Below are 14,564 nucleotides of genomic sequence, written 5' to 3'. Positions count from 1 at the left end.
ACAATGGCTCTGGACGTATAACAACGAACGGCCCAATATGGGCATCGGCGGCATCACACCCGCACAGAAACTAATAATGGCTGCGTAAATTCTACTGCAGAGCCCCGTTAAAAACGGGAGGATTACCCTGTCGACTGCCGTTGGCCGCCCGGCCGAGATACATGCTTATGCCGACCGCATCGTCATACGGCAAAATGGTGTCGAGATCGGCCAGCATGAACGCTGCTTTGGCCGTGGCGAGACGATTTATAATCCATGGCATTATGTTCCGGTCCTGACGCGCAAGCCGGGAGCACTGAGGAACGGTGCACCATTCCTTGATTGGGTCCTGCCAGCCTCCATGGAGCATGTTCGGCGAAAGCTCAAGGCCATGCATGATGGGGACCGGCAGATGGTGTCGATCCTAGAATGTGTCGGTATCGACGGCCTTCCTGCAGTCGAAGCGGCCTGCCAGGAGGCGCTTGATCAAGGCGTATTCTCCGCCGCTGTGATTATCAACATTCTGGCTCGCAAGCGTGATCCACAGCCCGCCGCCATTCTTTCCATCCCCGATGCGCTGCGCCTGACCCATGAGCCTGTGGCAGACTGCGCACGTTATGACAGCCTCAGGAGGGCAAGCTGATATGGAACGATCTCAAATCTTCGACATGATGAGCACGCTGAAGCTTTACGGCATGCGCAGCGCCTATGACGAGATCATGGCCTCTGGCATCAAACGCCAGCACGAACCACCGCGCATTGTCGGCGACCTGTTGCAGTCGGAGATCGCCGAGAAACAGGCGCGCTCGATTAAATACCAGATCACCGTCGCAAAGCTGCCGCTGGCCAAGGACATCGACGACTTCGACTTTACCGACACGCCGGTCAATGAAGGACTGGTGCGCCAGCTCGCGAGCGGAGCTTTCCTTGCCGAGCAGCACAATGTCGTTCTCGTTGGAGGAACTGGCACTGGAAAATCCCATTTGTCCATCGCACTTGCCCGTGCCTTGATCCGCAACGGCGCGCGCGGGCGCTTCTACAACGTCGTCGATCTCGTCAATCGTCTTGAAACGGAAGCGCGTAATGGTAAGCAGGGGCGTCTTGCCGACTTTATCTCCAGGCTCGATTTCGTCATTATGGACGAGCTTGGCTATCTTCCGTTCGCCCAAGCGGGCGGACAGTTGCTGTTCCACCTCATCAGCAGGCTCTACGAGCGAACTTCAATCATCGTCACCACAAACCTGACGTTCGGCGAATGGCCGACTGTCTTCGGCGACGCAAAAATGACCGCCGCTCTGCTCGACCGGCTTACCCATCATTGCGAGATCGTTGAAACGGGAAATGAATCGTGGCGCTTCAAAAACCGCTCTCAAAGCTCACATGAGGATTTCGTCGTCAAGATCAATCATTGTTCCATAGCTTGTCCCCTTCGATTTTGTATCGAACCCATGGTCTGAGCCATCTTGCTTGACGCGGCACGTTTCCGTCACCGGTTCAAACTCACATACGGTCGCCGTTTTGTCCGGCAGCACCATCATCCCGCTTGCGTAGCGGCAAGGCTCAGGAGAACGGGACCAATCTAAAGCGCGGCATTTGAAGCCCGACTTTGAGGCGGTTCGCTCACCTGGATCCGCCAGGAGTGATCAGTCCTGGAAGATTTGTGTATTCGGTAATTTTTTGGTCGTCACGCAGTCTTCATGACAGCCCCATCGATGACAACACCCGCAGTGACAAACTTCCACAGCGCGATAAGGAGTTTGCGCGCCAGGGCAACTATCGCGGCTTTCTTTAAGCGTCCACCATTCGACTGAACCCGATCCACAAACCAACGGCTGAGCGCTGATGCTGGCTGATTGCGTAGCCACAACCAAGACAGTTGAATCATCGTGGTGCGCAGCCGAGGGTTTCCTGCTTTTGAGACACCCTGTTCGTGATCGATGGTCCCGCTCATCCATGGGGTTGGTGTCAAACCGGCATAGGCGGCAATCTGCCGCCTATTATCAAAATGCCGGGACAGGGCTTCGGTCCAAAGGACGGCGGCAAACTCAGCGCCAATCCCCTTCAGGGACAGCAGCATCGCCGCAGGCGAAGTTGCCTCAACCGCTGGCTGCTCATACGTTGACAGGAGAGAATTCCGCTCGCTCTCCACTGCAGCAATCTGTTCCAGCAGCAATTCGAGACGGTCGAGTTCGCGATTAATTTGAGCCTTCAGGTGTTTCGGTAACTCACGCCCATCTCCAGTCTGGAGCTCCTCCAGCCGCCGACGGCGATCTTTACGGAGCGGTTGATAGCCGCTGACGCCTTGAGCAAAGAGTAGCCCCTTAACGCGATTGACATGCCTGACCCGCTCAGCAATCAAAACTTTGCGTTCCCGGCAAATCCGACGCCGATCTTCGTCCTTCGGATCTGGCGCTTTAACCATCGCACATACGCGTGGTTCGCCGCGCTTGAACGCAAGCAATGTGCGCGTCAGAGCCTCTCCATCAATCTTGTCGGTCTTGGCACGCCGACGTCGACGAGACGTCGCGATCGAAGCTGCGTCTACGACGTGACTCTCGATACCATTGGCCTCCAGCACCCGGTGTATCCAGAAGCCGTCCAATCCTGCCTCTTGGATTGTTACGATAGGAAACAACGTTCCTGTTCTTAACCGCGCTTTGTGCTGTAGCTGCTCAAATCGATCCAGCAGCTCTGCTACATTGCCACCGGCCACTACATGCTTCGACATCTTCTCGCCACTGCCCGGCGACAACGAAGTGATCAACCAAGTCGATCGGCTCAGTTCCAATGACACAAAAATTGCGCCAAGATCAGTGCGGACAGCGGTCGGATGAATGGATGCGGGTTCCATAAATTGCTCCTCCTGAGCGAGTGTTTTGATGCAACCTCACTCTGCCAGAGCGACGGCCGCTGTTCACTCCTCATGGGATCTAAAGCCGAAGAACGCTAGTGATCCGCGCGCGCAAACCCTGCACTAAATTTAAAGTTACGGGCCCGCGCACGCTAAACCTTGCAACCTAAAGGAGGGGTACTTTTTGGACGCCGATAAGGGGTCCCGTTTAAACACGATGACGTAATTGCGGTCGGCGCGCGTGGCGCACAGACTGCGATCCCGCAATCAAACGTTTCGGAGGAGCTGTCATGAAGCAATATGTTGGGCTGGATGTCTCGCAAAGAGAGACCGCAGTGTGTGTGGTCAGTGAAACTGGGCAATTAATCTTTGAGGGAAAGGCCAAGTCAGATCCTGGCGATCTGACCAGGCTGCTGCGCAAACATGCGCCGCTGGCTGAGCGTATTGGCTTTGAGACGGGTGCGATGTCGAGCTGGCTTTGGCATGAGCTTCGTAGGGTCGTACTTCCCGTTGTTTGCATAGACGCGCGACATGCACACGCGGCACTGTCGGTGCGCATGAACAAAAGCGACCAAAACGATGCGCGAGGCCTCGCTGAACTGGTACGGGTGGGCTGGTATCGAGAGGTCAAAGTCAAAAGCGAGGAGAGCCAGAAGATCCGAGCGATTCTCGTTGTGCGAGCTCGGCTTGTGTCCATGCGTCGGGACATCGAAAACCAGGTTCGTAGCTTGGTCAAAGAATATGGGTTGCTATTTCCTCGCGCTATCGGCCAACAGTTCCGCAACACGGTCAACGATCTTTTAGGCGAGGATCATCAGCTCCTCATCGTAGTCGCGCCACTTTTATCGATACACGAGCATATCTGCCGACAGCAGTGCGCGTTCGACGACGAGGTCCGCCGTTTGGCTAGACAGGACGAGACGACGCGTCGCCTGATGACGGTGCCCGGTGTCGGAGTAATTACGGCCCTGACATTCCGCCATACGATCGATGACCCGTCCCGCTTCCGATCAGCCTCGCTAGTCGGCGCATATCTTGGCCTTACGCCTCGGCGCAAACAATCGGGGGAAACTGACACCAGCGGTAAGATATCTCGATGGGGCGACCGGCTTCTCCGCACTTATTTGTTCGAGGCGGCGACCGTTCTGCTTTATCGGACCAAGAAGTGGTCCTCTCTCAAGGCCTGGGGGATGAAACTTGCAAAGCGGATTGGCATGAAGAAAGCGAAGGTCGCGATCGCGCGCAAGATTGCCGTCATTCTCCATTCCATTTGGGTCGACGGTACATCGTTCGACTGGGGTCACGCCAAGTCAATCTAATCTAAAGTTCTTGGCCCGGTCCACCGGGCTGGCGATGTCCCGCTGGGACGGTGGTCGTGGTGACCTCGGTCAATCGGCTGGTGGCGGATCTTCCGCACTCCGTTGCACACGTTGAGGCACCCGATCCGGACATCATCATGAGGCGCCTAGCGACCTCGGAAAGGACCATGACCCCAGCGATGGCATCAATACGATCGCGTTGAGCTCTGGCAACCATGTTATCAACCGAGCTGGCAATCGTATGCCAGCCGCGCTCACCCCGCCTTCACTATCCCGACCAGTTTCGACTGGGCGAGCGCTACCGCATTGCCGTCGTTGAATTTAAGAGGATGCTTGACAACAATCCGCAATTAAAGGGCCGATTGACACCAAAGACCTTCTGGCAGAAACGTCACTCAATAAAAACACGCCAAATCAATGGGACAGAGACGGCGCATACGATAAGGTAAATATTCCGTAGGCAAGTGAGCAGGATCGACTTGCTCAGCCTTATCGTCGAAGACATCAGGAAGGCCATTGTTTTCGTAAATTGCATCATGACTTAAAACGGTCTCGCCGGCAGGCAAAATGAGACGATTGAACTCATTACCGTGAACATCGGTATGCTTGCTACCGAAAAAACTCTCAGGACAAGACCACACCATATCCAATGAATGTTGTGGATGAACATTTAAATAAGTGTAAATCGCGGTAGGAGATGTAACTTCTACAGCCATTTCATAGCCAACCCGAATATGCATCTTTATCTCCTTTAATCCCGCTCAATACAACAAATGAATACTGCTGATTGTTCCGTCGGATAAGGAAAATAAGCGGCCGTAATTTTATGCATTTCGCTTTTTTTATAATCGATTAAATATAGAATATTGATGTAGGCGTCGGACACGGCACTGCATTTGAGCCCTGAAGCCTAACTTGACAGACTTTATCAAAACAAAGTAATTTTGTTGCGCTCTGCAATATATTTAATTTATCCACGTCTTCGGTAATAACGGTGCCGCTTGCACATTTTGCGATCTGACAATTTCATATTTGTTGCAAAGAGATTGAAGACACTGAAATTGAGGCAGGTCCAACAAATTCTTCCTTTTGTGCCACCGAAAGTATCGCCATAGTCAGTACGCGAAAAGAAAAGGGCTTCGTATTTATACAAAGCCCTATTTAATATTATGATTTGTGGATCATTATTTGCGGTAAGCTAAACCACCCCAAATTCGACCTTCGTCGCGATGACGACCACCGTGCACGGCTCCGATGTAAGCGGCCACGGCAGCGACAAGTGCAGACGCCGCGAGCAGGAAGGCGGTAAGAATGCCAGTTATCCTAGCTTTTTCTGCTGCGTCAGCTGCCTTTGCTTTTACCTCTTCGGCAGTTTTTTCAGCTTGTGCCTGTATATCAGCAAGGGTCTTTTTAGCTTCGTCAACCTTCGTTTGAGCTTCAGTACGCAGAGCCTGAACGCGTTCAACTGTCTGGTTTACACGAGTTTGAGCATCGGTTTGGCTAAGGCCGGTTCGAGCCGCGATCTGATTAGTGAGCCACGTACGATCGGCGTCTGAGATTTGACCGGTAGTAAGCAAGTTTCCGAGAATTCCGCTAACTTGACGTTGGAAATCCGCGATGTTTTGAGCTTCCTGTCCAGCAACAGAGTTGCCTTGACTATCCGTGCGTAACAGAGTGTCAGTGAGGTAGTCTAATGGATTAGTTTTCAACCCTTGCGGCATCATCTGTTCGACCGATGGAGCAGCGGCTTGTCCTGCACTTTGAGCCAATCCCGACACTGCTTGCCCCGCGCCTGAAATGACACCTCCAGCTAACTGACCAGCTCCCTGAGCTGTGCCGCCGACAACGGTTCCTGCGGTTTGAACGGCTGTTTCAGCAGCGCTTCCAACAGCTTTCGCTCCACCTGAAATAACGCTGACAAGCATAATAGCCGAGACGATTGTACCAAGTCCCCAAACGACGAGGCCATTCAGACCGTCTCGAACGGTTGCTTCATCACGGGTTGCGGTTCCTGATGGTCGGCGCATTCTGCCGGTGATATACCCGCCGAGCATATAAGAAGCGACCATTGATACGATAATAAATAGGGCAGTAATGACGAGCCAGACTGCACTAATGTCACCTCCATCATCAACTGAGAGCGAACTTAAACCAAGTCCACCAGCAAATGTTGTGAGGACAACCATCACACCTGACGCGACCGTGGCGCCAGCAAAAATAGCAGCCCAATCGACATAGCTACGATCAGGAGCGTTTTCTACAACTGTTGGATCCATCATCAACGTAATCCCAGAAAAGAGAGGATGAACAACACGATGACAACTAGGCCTACTAAATAGATGATAGAGTTCATGTTGGTTATCTCCTAAAAATAGTAACAATGACGACGCAGCTATTTTACAAGCTGTCAGCCTTACGCTCTCTTCGGGAAAACTCGTGAACCAGTAAAAGGTTTCAGTGAGCACTAAATTTATTTATTTTATCAATACTTAGAACGGTCGGGGTGGGGTGGCTTACGCCGTGTGGACGAATTGACTCAGGTATAAGTTTTCCGGTTCCAGACTTTCTCTCGACGTGATTCACATATTGCTGACGTGATTTGGAGGTCAGTAATGTGCACCAAGATGACAGAAAATGACTATGAACTGGCACTTGAGGTTTTTCGGACTTGTCTGCCAGCCGTTGGCGCGAAAGCTAAAAATGACCGCCTATTCCTTGAGGCATTGCATTATTTCACCCTTCACAACATCTCATGGCGGGCTTTGCCTGAGCGGTTTGGTAACTGGAACAGCGTATGGAAGCGTTTTGACCGTTTAGGTAAAGCAGGTGTTTTCGAGGACTATTTTTCCATTTTGGCTGGGCTTGATGAAAGCGCTCATCTTATCGCTATGTTCGACAGCACCGTCATTCGCGCCCATGTATCTGCAGCAGGCGCTAAAGGGGGCAGGAAGGTCAAGCGCTCGGCCGGTCTCGTGGAGGGTTCGGAACCAAAATCCATCTGAAAACCGACCGAAATGGTCAGCCCCTTGGCTTTGAACTGACCGGAGGCGAAGCCTCCGATAGCAAACAGTTTGAAAGCCTCATGGACACGGGCCCTCAAGTCAGGCACCGCGCTATCATTGCTGACAAAGGCTATGATAGCGACGTTAATCGAGAGATTGCGCGAAAGGCTGGCGCTATCCCTGTGATCCCTTACAGATCAAACAGGCGTAATATTCCGAAGCATTTTGCCACGGCGCTTTATCGAGGTCGCGCACGTATCGAACAAATGATGGGGAAGCTCAAACGGTTCAAACGTGTCGCATTACGCTGCGAGAAAACAGCAAGAAACTTCCGATCCATCGTCGCAATCGCTTCTGCTTTCATCTTAATCAAATCCGTCCACACGGCCTAGGTACTTGCTTTTTTAGAATTGCCGGGTAAATTTGATTGTGAGTGTGTAGGCTTTTCATTATGATCTTTTGGATAAATCGGATGAGTATCCACTGACTGGTCGTCGCGAACTAAATCTGGAACCGGACATGGGCTTTTTTCCTATCCATTTAAGCGTGCCTAAAATGATAGAGCCTCGTCGAGGCGAGGCTTAGAAATTGTGCAGCCTTTAAGTTGATTTTGGTTTCTGCAAGTTTGTCAGATCGCGATCCGTTGACCCTCTTCCTGCAACGTTGCGTCAAGAGCCGTCGCAACATCCTTGTGTCAAAGTTCAGTGGCCCAGCGCTCAAGCGCTCCATATCATGTAATCTAGTAATATTCGGTAGCCTGAGCGGAGGATATCAAGGCTGCTTCGAGAGCTTTCGTACACTTGAACTCCTCGATAATTTCTTCGCCTTCAGCAATAAGGTTGTGATGGGATGGATGCCCCTCCGACGTCCCTGATTATCTGTTCGGAGATGAAGATAGGGCTCGGATGCTTCCCAAAGGATGTGATTTTTCAACCAGTCGGGCAGGGTGACGCCTGCTTTACTTCCGAACGGCATCGTTGAATAGATTTTCGAAGGTTTTCGGTTCTTATCATCGTTTTCTTCCTGCTTCTTCGTCTACTAATGTATGATAGAGCGTGATGCCGGGTCGGGTTCGGTTTTATTCATAATGCCCTCCCGATCTCAACGCTGATTTCAGAGTGCCGTACCTTGAAATTAAAACTCCCCTGGAACCAATTTTAGCGATTATCGTTTTTAGAATGAAATTTCAAAAAATATGTCAGGGAGATAATTATTATGAGTAGTACTTCAGACAAGGTATCCGGCAAGGCTAACGAACTCGCTGGTAAAGCTAAGCAATCAATCGGTAAAGCCATTGATAACAAAGAGATGCAAGCCAAAGGTCTGGCTCAGGAAGCCAAGGGTGATGCACAGCAGGCCAAAGGTAAGGCAAAGGATGCGGTGAAGAAGGTTATCGATAAAACATAACCGATTGAGCATTGTGTGAAGAGCTCATTGCTTTAAGCAGTGAGCTTTTTGCGTATCGTGGTGAACCCTGTATTTGATTTGCTTTGTCGGAGAGCCGTTATTGTACCAATTAAAGCCCGGTCAATAATTTCGTCATAAGCACTCTTTGCAGATACTTTGCTATTTTAAATGTCAGCTCTATTTATCAATTTGCAGAATAGGAATCTGAAGTAGCAAGAGGTATCATGCAGCGCGGGCTTGGACGCGGTAACCACTCTTTAGCTGTAGCGCACGAACAATCACGATTGCCCGCGCTTGCAGCTGTCGCCGCAGTCGTTGCTGTCCTCTATTTTGCTCAGGACGTGTTCTTACCGCTAGCCATTGCTGTGCTTTTAACCTTCATGCTGGCACCGATTGTCTCCTTTCTCAGACGTATCGGTTTGCCGCGTTTGCCTGCCATTATCACCAGCGTTACAGGCGGGTTTCTGATTATTGGATTGTTTGGGGCAATTTTGGCATTTCAAGTCAATGAAGTTGGTCAGAACATTGCGACCTATCAATATAATATCATCGAGAAAATTCGTACGCTCAAAGAAACCGGCACCGATAATGGTCTCCTTAATCGCCTGAATAGCTTTGCGGAACGCATTGGCGCGGAAATCAGTCAGGACGAGGAAAAAAGCACCAATACCGCCGTCTCAGGACAGCCAGAGCGTAAGCCTATACTGGTGGAAATATTTTCACAGCGGAATCCAGTCCAAACGCTTGAAACAATCGTAGGGCCGCTTATCGGGCCGCTAGCAACTCTGGGACTCGTTATTGTGGTGGTGGTCTTCATGCTTCTCGAGAGAGAAGAATTACGAGATCGCTTTATTCGTCTGGTGGGCCATGGCGATCTGCATCGCACGACGTCAGCTTTGCAGGAGGCGGGCACGCGTGTGGGGCGCTATCTACTCACACAGCTCGTCGTGAATATTAGCTATGGTGTGCCGCTGGGCATTGGGCTTTGGATTTTAGGAGTTCCGAACGCACTTTTGTGGGGAATGCTGGCAATTGTCTTGCGATTTGCGCCATATATTGGGCCGGTGATCGCAGCAATAATGCCACTCTTTTTGGCATTTGCCATTGCACCCGGATGGGATCTTCTTTTATGGACCATCGCACTTTTCGTTCTGATTGAACTCATCAGCAACAATATAATTGAGCCGTGGCTCTATGGATCGCGAACCGGCTTGTCACCTTTAGCAATTATCGTTTCTGCTATTTTCTGGACGTGGTTGTGGGGTCCTATTGGATTGATACTCTCAACACCACTGACCGTATGTCTGGTCGTTCTGGGGCGCTATGTTCCGCAGTTTCGGTTTCTTGAAATTCTGTTTGGCTCGGAGCCGGTACTCAATCCCGAAGAGAGGCTTTATCAACGACTTCTGGCTGGTGATCCCAATGAGGCAACCGACAACGCACTTGAATTATTATCCGAACAATTTTTAGTAGAATATTACGGCAACGTAGCCATTCCAGCGCTGCTTATTGCAGAACAGGATCGCATTCGCGGCGTTCTCAGTGACACACAGCTACAACAGATTTCACAGAGTTCTAGAATGCTGGTCGCAAATCTCGAACAAATAGCTGATGAAGAAGAAGATAATGAAGAAACTGTCTCTGTTGGTGCATTATCAGACAACGAAGATAGCAAAGTGTTGCAAATCCCCGCAGGTGAAAAAAAATCGATAATTTGTTTAGGCGGTCGTGGTCCTTTTGATGATGTTACGGCTACAATGTTGGCGCAGGTTTTGTCGGTTCAGGCAGCGGAAACCAAGGTGATTGATCAGGAGCGAACTCAACCCAGTCAATTGCGAAAGGAAGACATTGCGGGTGCTACTGCGATTGTTCTTTGCGTGCTAGACTTAGATTCCGCACGTCGCGCTAAGTTTTCTCTACGGCGTTTGAGACGTCTCAATCCAGCGGCCCGTATCGGACTAGCGTTATGGCAGACAGCCGCTAACGAGACCATATTTGATCGCAAAAAATTGCAACAGGAAAGCCAAGCTGATTTTCTCGCACTTAATCTCCTCGAAGCCACAATCGAATGTCTTTCCGATGCCAAGCCAAAAGTATTTGAAAATATGCGACCGACAATTTTAAGGAAGCTACCCGGTAAACCGAACGGGTAGGCTCTATTCATCAAGTTTAAAACTATCAAGATTAAAATCAGCGATTATCCAGAGTACATCCCTTTGGATCAAATCTGTGCATTAATCATAGAATTAAACTTTATATTGAGCGATGAAATATCGATAGGTCTGCGGATAACTTCGATTTGCCGGAAACGTTCAGGAATGGATGACTGATCACTATATCCAGTCATGAAGATGAATGGAATTCCGCATTCAGAAAGATGCTCTGCGATAATTTCAGACGTAACGCATTGAAGAAGACACCCAAATGCGCCAGTCAGGCTCATTAAGATTGTTCTTGACTGGCGTTCTAAGGACTGCGGATGCGCCATGGTACCAGGCACAGCTATCTTTTTGGCTTCCAATGCGTGTGCAATAATTCGGCCGGTGGACTTGAGTTAATACAATTTAATCGAGTGGCTGTCTCACCGGCCACCACAAGTATATCCCGTTGACATATCCCATCCACCAAGTTATTTATAGCATGTCAACGTGGATATTATCAGGAGTAACGCAGATGGAACAGGGAGCCGTATTTCAGAGCAACCGAAGCCAAGCTATCCGCTTGCCGAAGGCAGTAGCTTTGCCTGCCGATGTGAAGCGTGTTGATATCGTTGCGGTGGGGCGCACACGAATTATAGCGCCTGCTGGTGAGGTGTGGGATAGCTGGTTTGAAGGTATTGAACCGACATCCGACTTCATGAGTGAGCGTGGCCAGCCTAAGTCGCAGGAACGCGAGGCATTGTAATGCTGAAGTATATGCTGGACACGAATATATGCATTTTTACGATCAAGAATCGACCAAAGCAAGTGCGGGAAGCGTTTAACCGCTTCCACGATCAGTTATGCATTAGCTCAATTAGCTTGATGGAATTGATTTACGGGGCGGAAAAGTCCGCCAATCCAGAAAAAAACCTTGCTGTCGTGGAAGGGTTCGCAGCTCGCCTTGAGGTGTTATCGTACGATGAAACGGCTGCAAACCATACAGGCCAATTACGTGCTGAATTGGCCCGTAATGGAACGCCTATTGGTCCATACGATCAGTTGATTGCTGGTCACGCCCGCTCACGCGGTTTAATTGTTGTTACGAACAATCGCAGAGAGTTTGATCGTGTTCCCGGCTTACGGGTAGAAGACTGGACCGTTTAATTCGTAACTCTATTTCATGGACTATTGGTAATCTCCGATTGTTTAATCCGTCTACATCACTGACGGGTCGTAGGTTCACATCCCATCAAGATTTATCAGCCTTTTCGCCGATGGCGAGGGACCAACACCAAGAACTTTGACTGTTACTCAGTTTTACTGAGATTTCGGATGCTTCACGAAGCAGCTGGTGAAGAGGTGGGTAGAACCAATAGCCCAACATTTAAGCAGGCTTTTGGTTACGACTATTAGTCATGATGCTCTGGCATATCTTTTAGCTGGTCTTTGGTCCAGGTCGTCACAGCATGAACGTCTCCGCTTTCATCGCGCATGAAATCGAGGTCGGTTAAAGCTACTGCCACGGGCTTAGCGCCAATACCAAGGAAACCTCCCACATCAACAATCACTTCACTTGCGGTCCCCATTCCATGGACATGATCTACGTTACCGATTTTGTGATCATCGGCTCCGTAAACGACTGCACCCTCTAGAATGGAGGGTATTAGCTCAGTTGGTAAAAGGCGCGTATGTTTACTGTGATCCATAATGGGCTTCTCCTCATAGCTTCTAATTTTACTCTTTAAGGAACCAAAATGTTCCAACCAAATGACTTTAAAATTTCGATATGCTAACTTCTTACCGCTCTTATTCTTAAGAAGTATCAATGGATGGTTTTAGTATAAGAGCGACTGAAGACAGGTATGAAAATTAGCCAAGAAGCTTTCGACTCTACTTCACACCGATGGTCAGAAATTTCCGACCACCGATATTGTCTTTGATGCTGTTAATTACAGATAACGACTGCGCTCACGTTGCACTTCTTCAGCGGTGTATGGTGCTGCGGCCGTATCAAATCGCTGCCAACCATCCTCGGTATAAACGCGGCGGCGTTCCACAAGATCGACACGATTTGAACGGGATAGAATGGCGTCGGCCTCAGCATAGCGGTCATCGGGAACTTTTGCAGTCACCACAGTGCCACCGCGTCTAACACCTTCCGCATAGAGATGTGCATCTTCTTCTGGAACCCCAGCTTTAGTGAACGCGCCAATCAGGCCACCTGCTGCACCACCAACAACGGCACCTCCAACTGCGCCAGTAAGTGTCGCTGCAAGCCAACCCGCCGCAACAACGGGCCCGACACCCGGAATCGCCATGATACCGAGACCAGTAAGCAATCCACCTGCACCACCGACGGCAGCACCTATACCTGCACCAACGCCCGCACCTTCAGCCGAATTGCTATCTTTCTCATCTTCGCGTGAAACAATGCTGATGTCAGACGATGGAATGCCAGCAGACTCCAACTCTGAAACAGCTACCTTAGCTGACGAATAAACGTCAAACAGACCTGTAATGGTTCGCATTTTTATCTCCCTTAATTAAAGAGTTTCTCAAGCTGAAAATTACATTGCCTTTTTTGTCACATTGCCCTGATAATCGAGCTGGACGGAAATCTTATCCGCTCCCTTCATTGCGGAAGCTTCCCAGATGCCTGCTTCTGTCAGCTTGAGATCGCTTACTTGCGAGTAACCAGCTTCTTCGAAGCGCTCTTTCGCTTGCTCTTCTGTGAAGCTATTTTCGCCTGCTACTGGCGCTGTAGGATTATTAGTCTCAGGTGTCGCAACCGCCGGTGTTTCCGGATTTTTTGTATCCTGAGAAAAGGCCAAAGTGGGCGCGAATACGATCGCGCTAGCAAAAGCTAACGTTATGATTTTCATAATATTTCTCCCAGATTATGGACTGACTGTATCAGTGATAGGGAAACGTTTTAGACCTTATTGAGTTCCACTATGTTTTTTCATAGTTCGCCAAAATTTTGGATTTTTAATACAAATTAGTTCTTAAGTTCTTTTCCAACAAATCCGCGTCGAAGCTCATCCGATACCAATTTAATCGCCGTCGCAGCCTCCGTGGGCGCCCAGCCCGCGTTGATCGCTTCGTTTATCAAGTCGCGGACACCCGGGACACTCGTTCCCAAAATGACGGCATCGGCTTCCTCTTCAGAACGTCCAATAAGAGTGGCCTGCTTAAGGAGGTTTAGAATTCCTGGCGATACAGCGTCTTTGCAATCGCGCTGTCTGCCGGGATAATCACCCGCTGACTTGGGACTTTTCATTGAGCTGCTTCCTTCATAATCAATAAGATAGATTTAATCTTCAGATCGATCTCTGTACGGCTCGTTAGGAAGCTGCCTTTTTGAGCTGCCAGGAGAGTTTCCCTGCTCATGTGTCGGTCGCATTTGTTGATCTCTGGGCTCAACAGACGAAGGGTCTGCTGACTTATCCGGACGATGTAGATCGGGATTAGACCAAGGGGACTTTCTCTTATTCATTTTTTTCTCCTATCGATAAACCCCGCCGAAGCGGAGTTATTCGATTTAAGCAGCTTTTAAATTGATTTTTGTTTCTGCAAGCTTGGTGAGATCCTTGTCTGTTTGACCTTCTTCCTGAAGCGTGGCTTCTAAGAGTTTGACTATGTCTTTATGCCCAAGCTCGGAAGCCCAACGCTTGAGTGTGCCATAACGCGTAATCTCATAGTGCTCGACCGCTTGTGCTGAAGAAATAAGACCAGCATGGTAATCCCCCCGGCAATTAATAGGCTTTAAAAGTAGAATTTTCTCGGCATTATTATCGAGGAGATTGTTGATGAAGATAAGCAGATTTAGCGAACCGCAGATTCTTGCGATCCTGCGTCAGGCAGA

16 protein-coding genes and 2 pseudogenes are annotated in these 14,564 nt (G+C 49.8%); 9 read left to right on the top strand and 9 right to left on the bottom strand.

Going from position 1 to position 14,564, the window contains the following annotated elements; all coding sequences use genetic code 11:
• Positions 1-130: 130 nt before the first annotated feature.
• Together OPR82_RS22075 and istB are read left to right on the top strand one after the other, a co-directional pair.
• Positions 131-691: pseudogene (locus OPR82_RS22075) on the top strand (Mu transposase domain-containing protein); the annotation flags it as partial.
• The gene (gene istB, locus OPR82_RS22070; protein WP_247645041.1) at positions 624-1,436 is read left to right on the top strand and encodes an IS21-like element helper ATPase IstB; all 813 of its coding nucleotides are present in this window, start codon (positions 624-626) and stop codon (positions 1,434-1,436) included. The pseudogene OPR82_RS22075 and the gene istB, both read left to right, overlap by 68 nt.
• Positions 1,437-1,663: 227 nt before the next feature.
• On the opposite strand, the gene OPR82_RS22065 is transcribed toward istB, so the two are convergent.
• Positions 1,664-2,830 carry an IS110 family RNA-guided transposase gene (locus tag OPR82_RS22065; protein WP_109989924.1) on the bottom strand — a complete coding sequence of 389 codons (1,167 nt, stop codon included), beginning with the start codon at positions 2,828-2,830 and terminating at the stop codon, positions 1,664-1,666.
• Between the two features lie 290 nt (positions 2,831-3,120).
• Between OPR82_RS22065 and OPR82_RS22060 the strand changes: the two genes are divergently transcribed.
• A complete protein-coding gene (locus OPR82_RS22060; RefSeq protein ID WP_265987130.1) occupies positions 3,121-4,149 on the top strand; it encodes an IS110 family RNA-guided transposase in 1,029 nt (342 codons plus the stop codon).
• A 395-nt stretch (positions 4,150-4,544) separates the two neighbouring features.
• Here the strand turns inward: OPR82_RS22060 and OPR82_RS22055 are convergent, their stop codons facing one another.
• A complete protein-coding gene (locus OPR82_RS22055; RefSeq protein ID WP_193556790.1) occupies positions 4,545-4,889 on the bottom strand; it encodes a hypothetical protein in 345 nt (114 codons plus the stop codon).
• Positions 4,890-5,333: 444 nt separating this feature from the next.
• Positions 5,334-6,428 carry a hypothetical protein gene (locus OPR82_RS22050; RefSeq protein WP_024899193.1) on the bottom strand — a complete coding sequence of 365 codons (1,095 nt, stop codon included), beginning with the start codon at positions 6,426-6,428 and terminating at the stop codon, positions 5,334-5,336.
• 345 nt (positions 6,429-6,773) lie between these two features.
• Between OPR82_RS22050 and OPR82_RS22045 the strand changes: the two genes are divergently transcribed.
• The 4 genes from OPR82_RS22045 (at position 6,774) to OPR82_RS22030 (ending at position 10,711) form a co-directional block, all read left to right on the top strand.
• Positions 6,774-7,151: a transposase gene (locus OPR82_RS22045; protein ID WP_265987126.1), complete on the top strand. Its 378-nt coding sequence runs from the start codon at positions 6,774-6,776 to the stop codon at positions 7,149-7,151.
• Positions 7,142-7,543 (top strand): IS5 family transposase, encoded by a 402-nt coding sequence (locus tag OPR82_RS22860; protein ID WP_084486908.1) that lies wholly within the window; start codon positions 7,142-7,144, stop codon positions 7,541-7,543. The genes OPR82_RS22045 and OPR82_RS22860 overlap by 10 nt, the downstream gene beginning before the upstream one ends.
• 823 nt (positions 7,544-8,366) lie before the next feature.
• Complete coding sequence (locus tag OPR82_RS22035) at positions 8,367-8,558, top strand: CsbD family protein (protein WP_024898610.1); 192 nt, start codon at positions 8,367-8,369, stop codon at positions 8,556-8,558.
• 224 nt (positions 8,559-8,782) lie between these two features.
• On the top strand, positions 8,783-10,711 hold the full coding sequence (locus tag OPR82_RS22030; RefSeq protein WP_265987124.1) for an AI-2E family transporter: 1,929 nt from the start codon (positions 8,783-8,785) through the stop codon (positions 10,709-10,711).
• Between the two features lie 68 nt (positions 10,712-10,779).
• Here the strand turns inward: OPR82_RS22030 and OPR82_RS22025 are convergent, their stop codons facing one another.
• Complete coding sequence (locus OPR82_RS22025) at positions 10,780-11,079, bottom strand: response regulator (RefSeq protein ID WP_152544408.1); 300 nt, start codon at positions 11,077-11,079, stop codon at positions 10,780-10,782.
• 152 nt (positions 11,080-11,231) lie between these two features.
• Between OPR82_RS22025 and vapB the strand changes: the two genes are divergently transcribed.
• Together vapB and vapC are read left to right on the top strand one after the other, a co-directional pair.
• Positions 11,232-11,462 (top strand): type II toxin-antitoxin system VapB family antitoxin, encoded by a 231-nt coding sequence (vapB, locus tag OPR82_RS22020; RefSeq protein ID WP_024898608.1) that lies wholly within the window; start codon positions 11,232-11,234, stop codon positions 11,460-11,462.
• Entirely contained in the window at positions 11,462-11,863 is a 402-nt protein-coding gene (gene vapC / locus OPR82_RS22015; protein WP_024898607.1) for a type II toxin-antitoxin system tRNA(fMet)-specific endonuclease VapC, read from the top strand. Before vapB ends, vapC begins: the two co-directional genes overlap by 1 nt.
• Before the next feature lie 245 nt (positions 11,864-12,108).
• Here vapC and OPR82_RS22010 read toward each other — a convergent pair whose 3' ends face one another.
• The 5 genes and pseudogenes from OPR82_RS22010 to OPR82_RS21990 all read right to left on the bottom strand — a co-directional run.
• On the bottom strand, positions 12,109-12,405 hold the full coding sequence (locus OPR82_RS22010) for a PRC-barrel domain-containing protein (RefSeq protein ID WP_024898606.1): 297 nt from the start codon (positions 12,403-12,405) through the stop codon (positions 12,109-12,111).
• A gap of 243 nt (positions 12,406-12,648) precedes the next feature.
• Complete coding sequence (locus OPR82_RS22005; protein WP_024898605.1) at positions 12,649-13,227, bottom strand: hypothetical protein; 579 nt, start codon at positions 13,225-13,227, stop codon at positions 12,649-12,651.
• A gap of 39 nt (positions 13,228-13,266) precedes the next feature.
• A complete protein-coding gene (locus OPR82_RS22000; protein WP_024898604.1) occupies positions 13,267-13,581 on the bottom strand; it encodes a PepSY domain-containing protein in 315 nt (104 codons plus the stop codon).
• A gap of 116 nt (positions 13,582-13,697) precedes the next feature.
• Entirely contained in the window at positions 13,698-13,979 is a 282-nt protein-coding gene (locus OPR82_RS21995) for a hypothetical protein (RefSeq protein ID WP_024898603.1), read from the bottom strand.
• Positions 13,980-14,240: 261 nt separating this feature from the next.
• Positions 14,241-14,435: pseudogene (locus tag OPR82_RS21990) on the bottom strand (YciE/YciF ferroxidase family protein); the annotation flags it as partial.
• Between the last annotated feature and the right edge of the window lie 129 nt (positions 14,436-14,564).

Source organism: Ochrobactrum chromiisoli, from assembly GCF_026241335.1.
Lineage (GTDB): Bacteria > Pseudomonadota > Alphaproteobacteria > Rhizobiales > Rhizobiaceae > Brucella > Brucella chromiisoli.
This window is presented reverse-complemented; position numbering and strand designations above follow the sequence as displayed.

Coding starts and splice junctions, on each gene's coding strand:
- istB (WP_247645041.1), top strand. CDS start 624: ATGGAACGATCTCAAATCTTCGACATGATGAGCACGCTGAAGCTTTAC.
- vapB (WP_024898608.1), top strand. CDS start 11,232: ATGGAACAGGGAGCCGTATTTCAGAGCAACCGAAGCCAAGCTATCCGC.
- OPR82_RS21995 (WP_024898603.1), bottom strand. CDS start 13,979: ATGAAAAGTCCCAAGTCAGCGGGTGATTATCCCGGCAGACAGCGCGAT.
- OPR82_RS22000 (WP_024898604.1), bottom strand. CDS start 13,581: ATGAAAATCATAACGTTAGCTTTTGCTAGCGCGATCGTATTCGCGCCC.
- OPR82_RS22005 (WP_024898605.1), bottom strand. CDS start 13,227: ATGCGAACCATTACAGGTCTGTTTGACGTTTATTCGTCAGCTAAGGTA.
- OPR82_RS22065 (WP_109989924.1), bottom strand. CDS start 2,830: ATGGAACCCGCATCCATTCATCCGACCGCTGTCCGCACTGATCTTGGC.
- OPR82_RS22055 (WP_193556790.1), bottom strand. CDS start 4,889: ATGCATATTCGGGTTGGCTATGAAATGGCTGTAGAAGTTACATCTCCT.
- OPR82_RS22035 (WP_024898610.1), top strand. CDS start 8,367: ATGAGTAGTACTTCAGACAAGGTATCCGGCAAGGCTAACGAACTCGCT.
- OPR82_RS22010 (WP_024898606.1), bottom strand. CDS start 12,405: ATGGATCACAGTAAACATACGCGCCTTTTACCAACTGAGCTAATACCC.
- OPR82_RS22060 (WP_265987130.1), top strand. CDS start 3,121: ATGAAGCAATATGTTGGGCTGGATGTCTCGCAAAGAGAGACCGCAGTG.
- OPR82_RS22045 (WP_265987126.1), top strand. CDS start 6,774: ATGACAGAAAATGACTATGAACTGGCACTTGAGGTTTTTCGGACTTGT.
- OPR82_RS22030 (WP_265987124.1), top strand. CDS start 8,783: ATGCAGCGCGGGCTTGGACGCGGTAACCACTCTTTAGCTGTAGCGCAC.
- vapC (WP_024898607.1), top strand. CDS start 11,462: ATGCTGAAGTATATGCTGGACACGAATATATGCATTTTTACGATCAAG.
- OPR82_RS22050 (WP_024899193.1), bottom strand. CDS start 6,428: ATGATGGATCCAACAGTTGTAGAAAACGCTCCTGATCGTAGCTATGTC.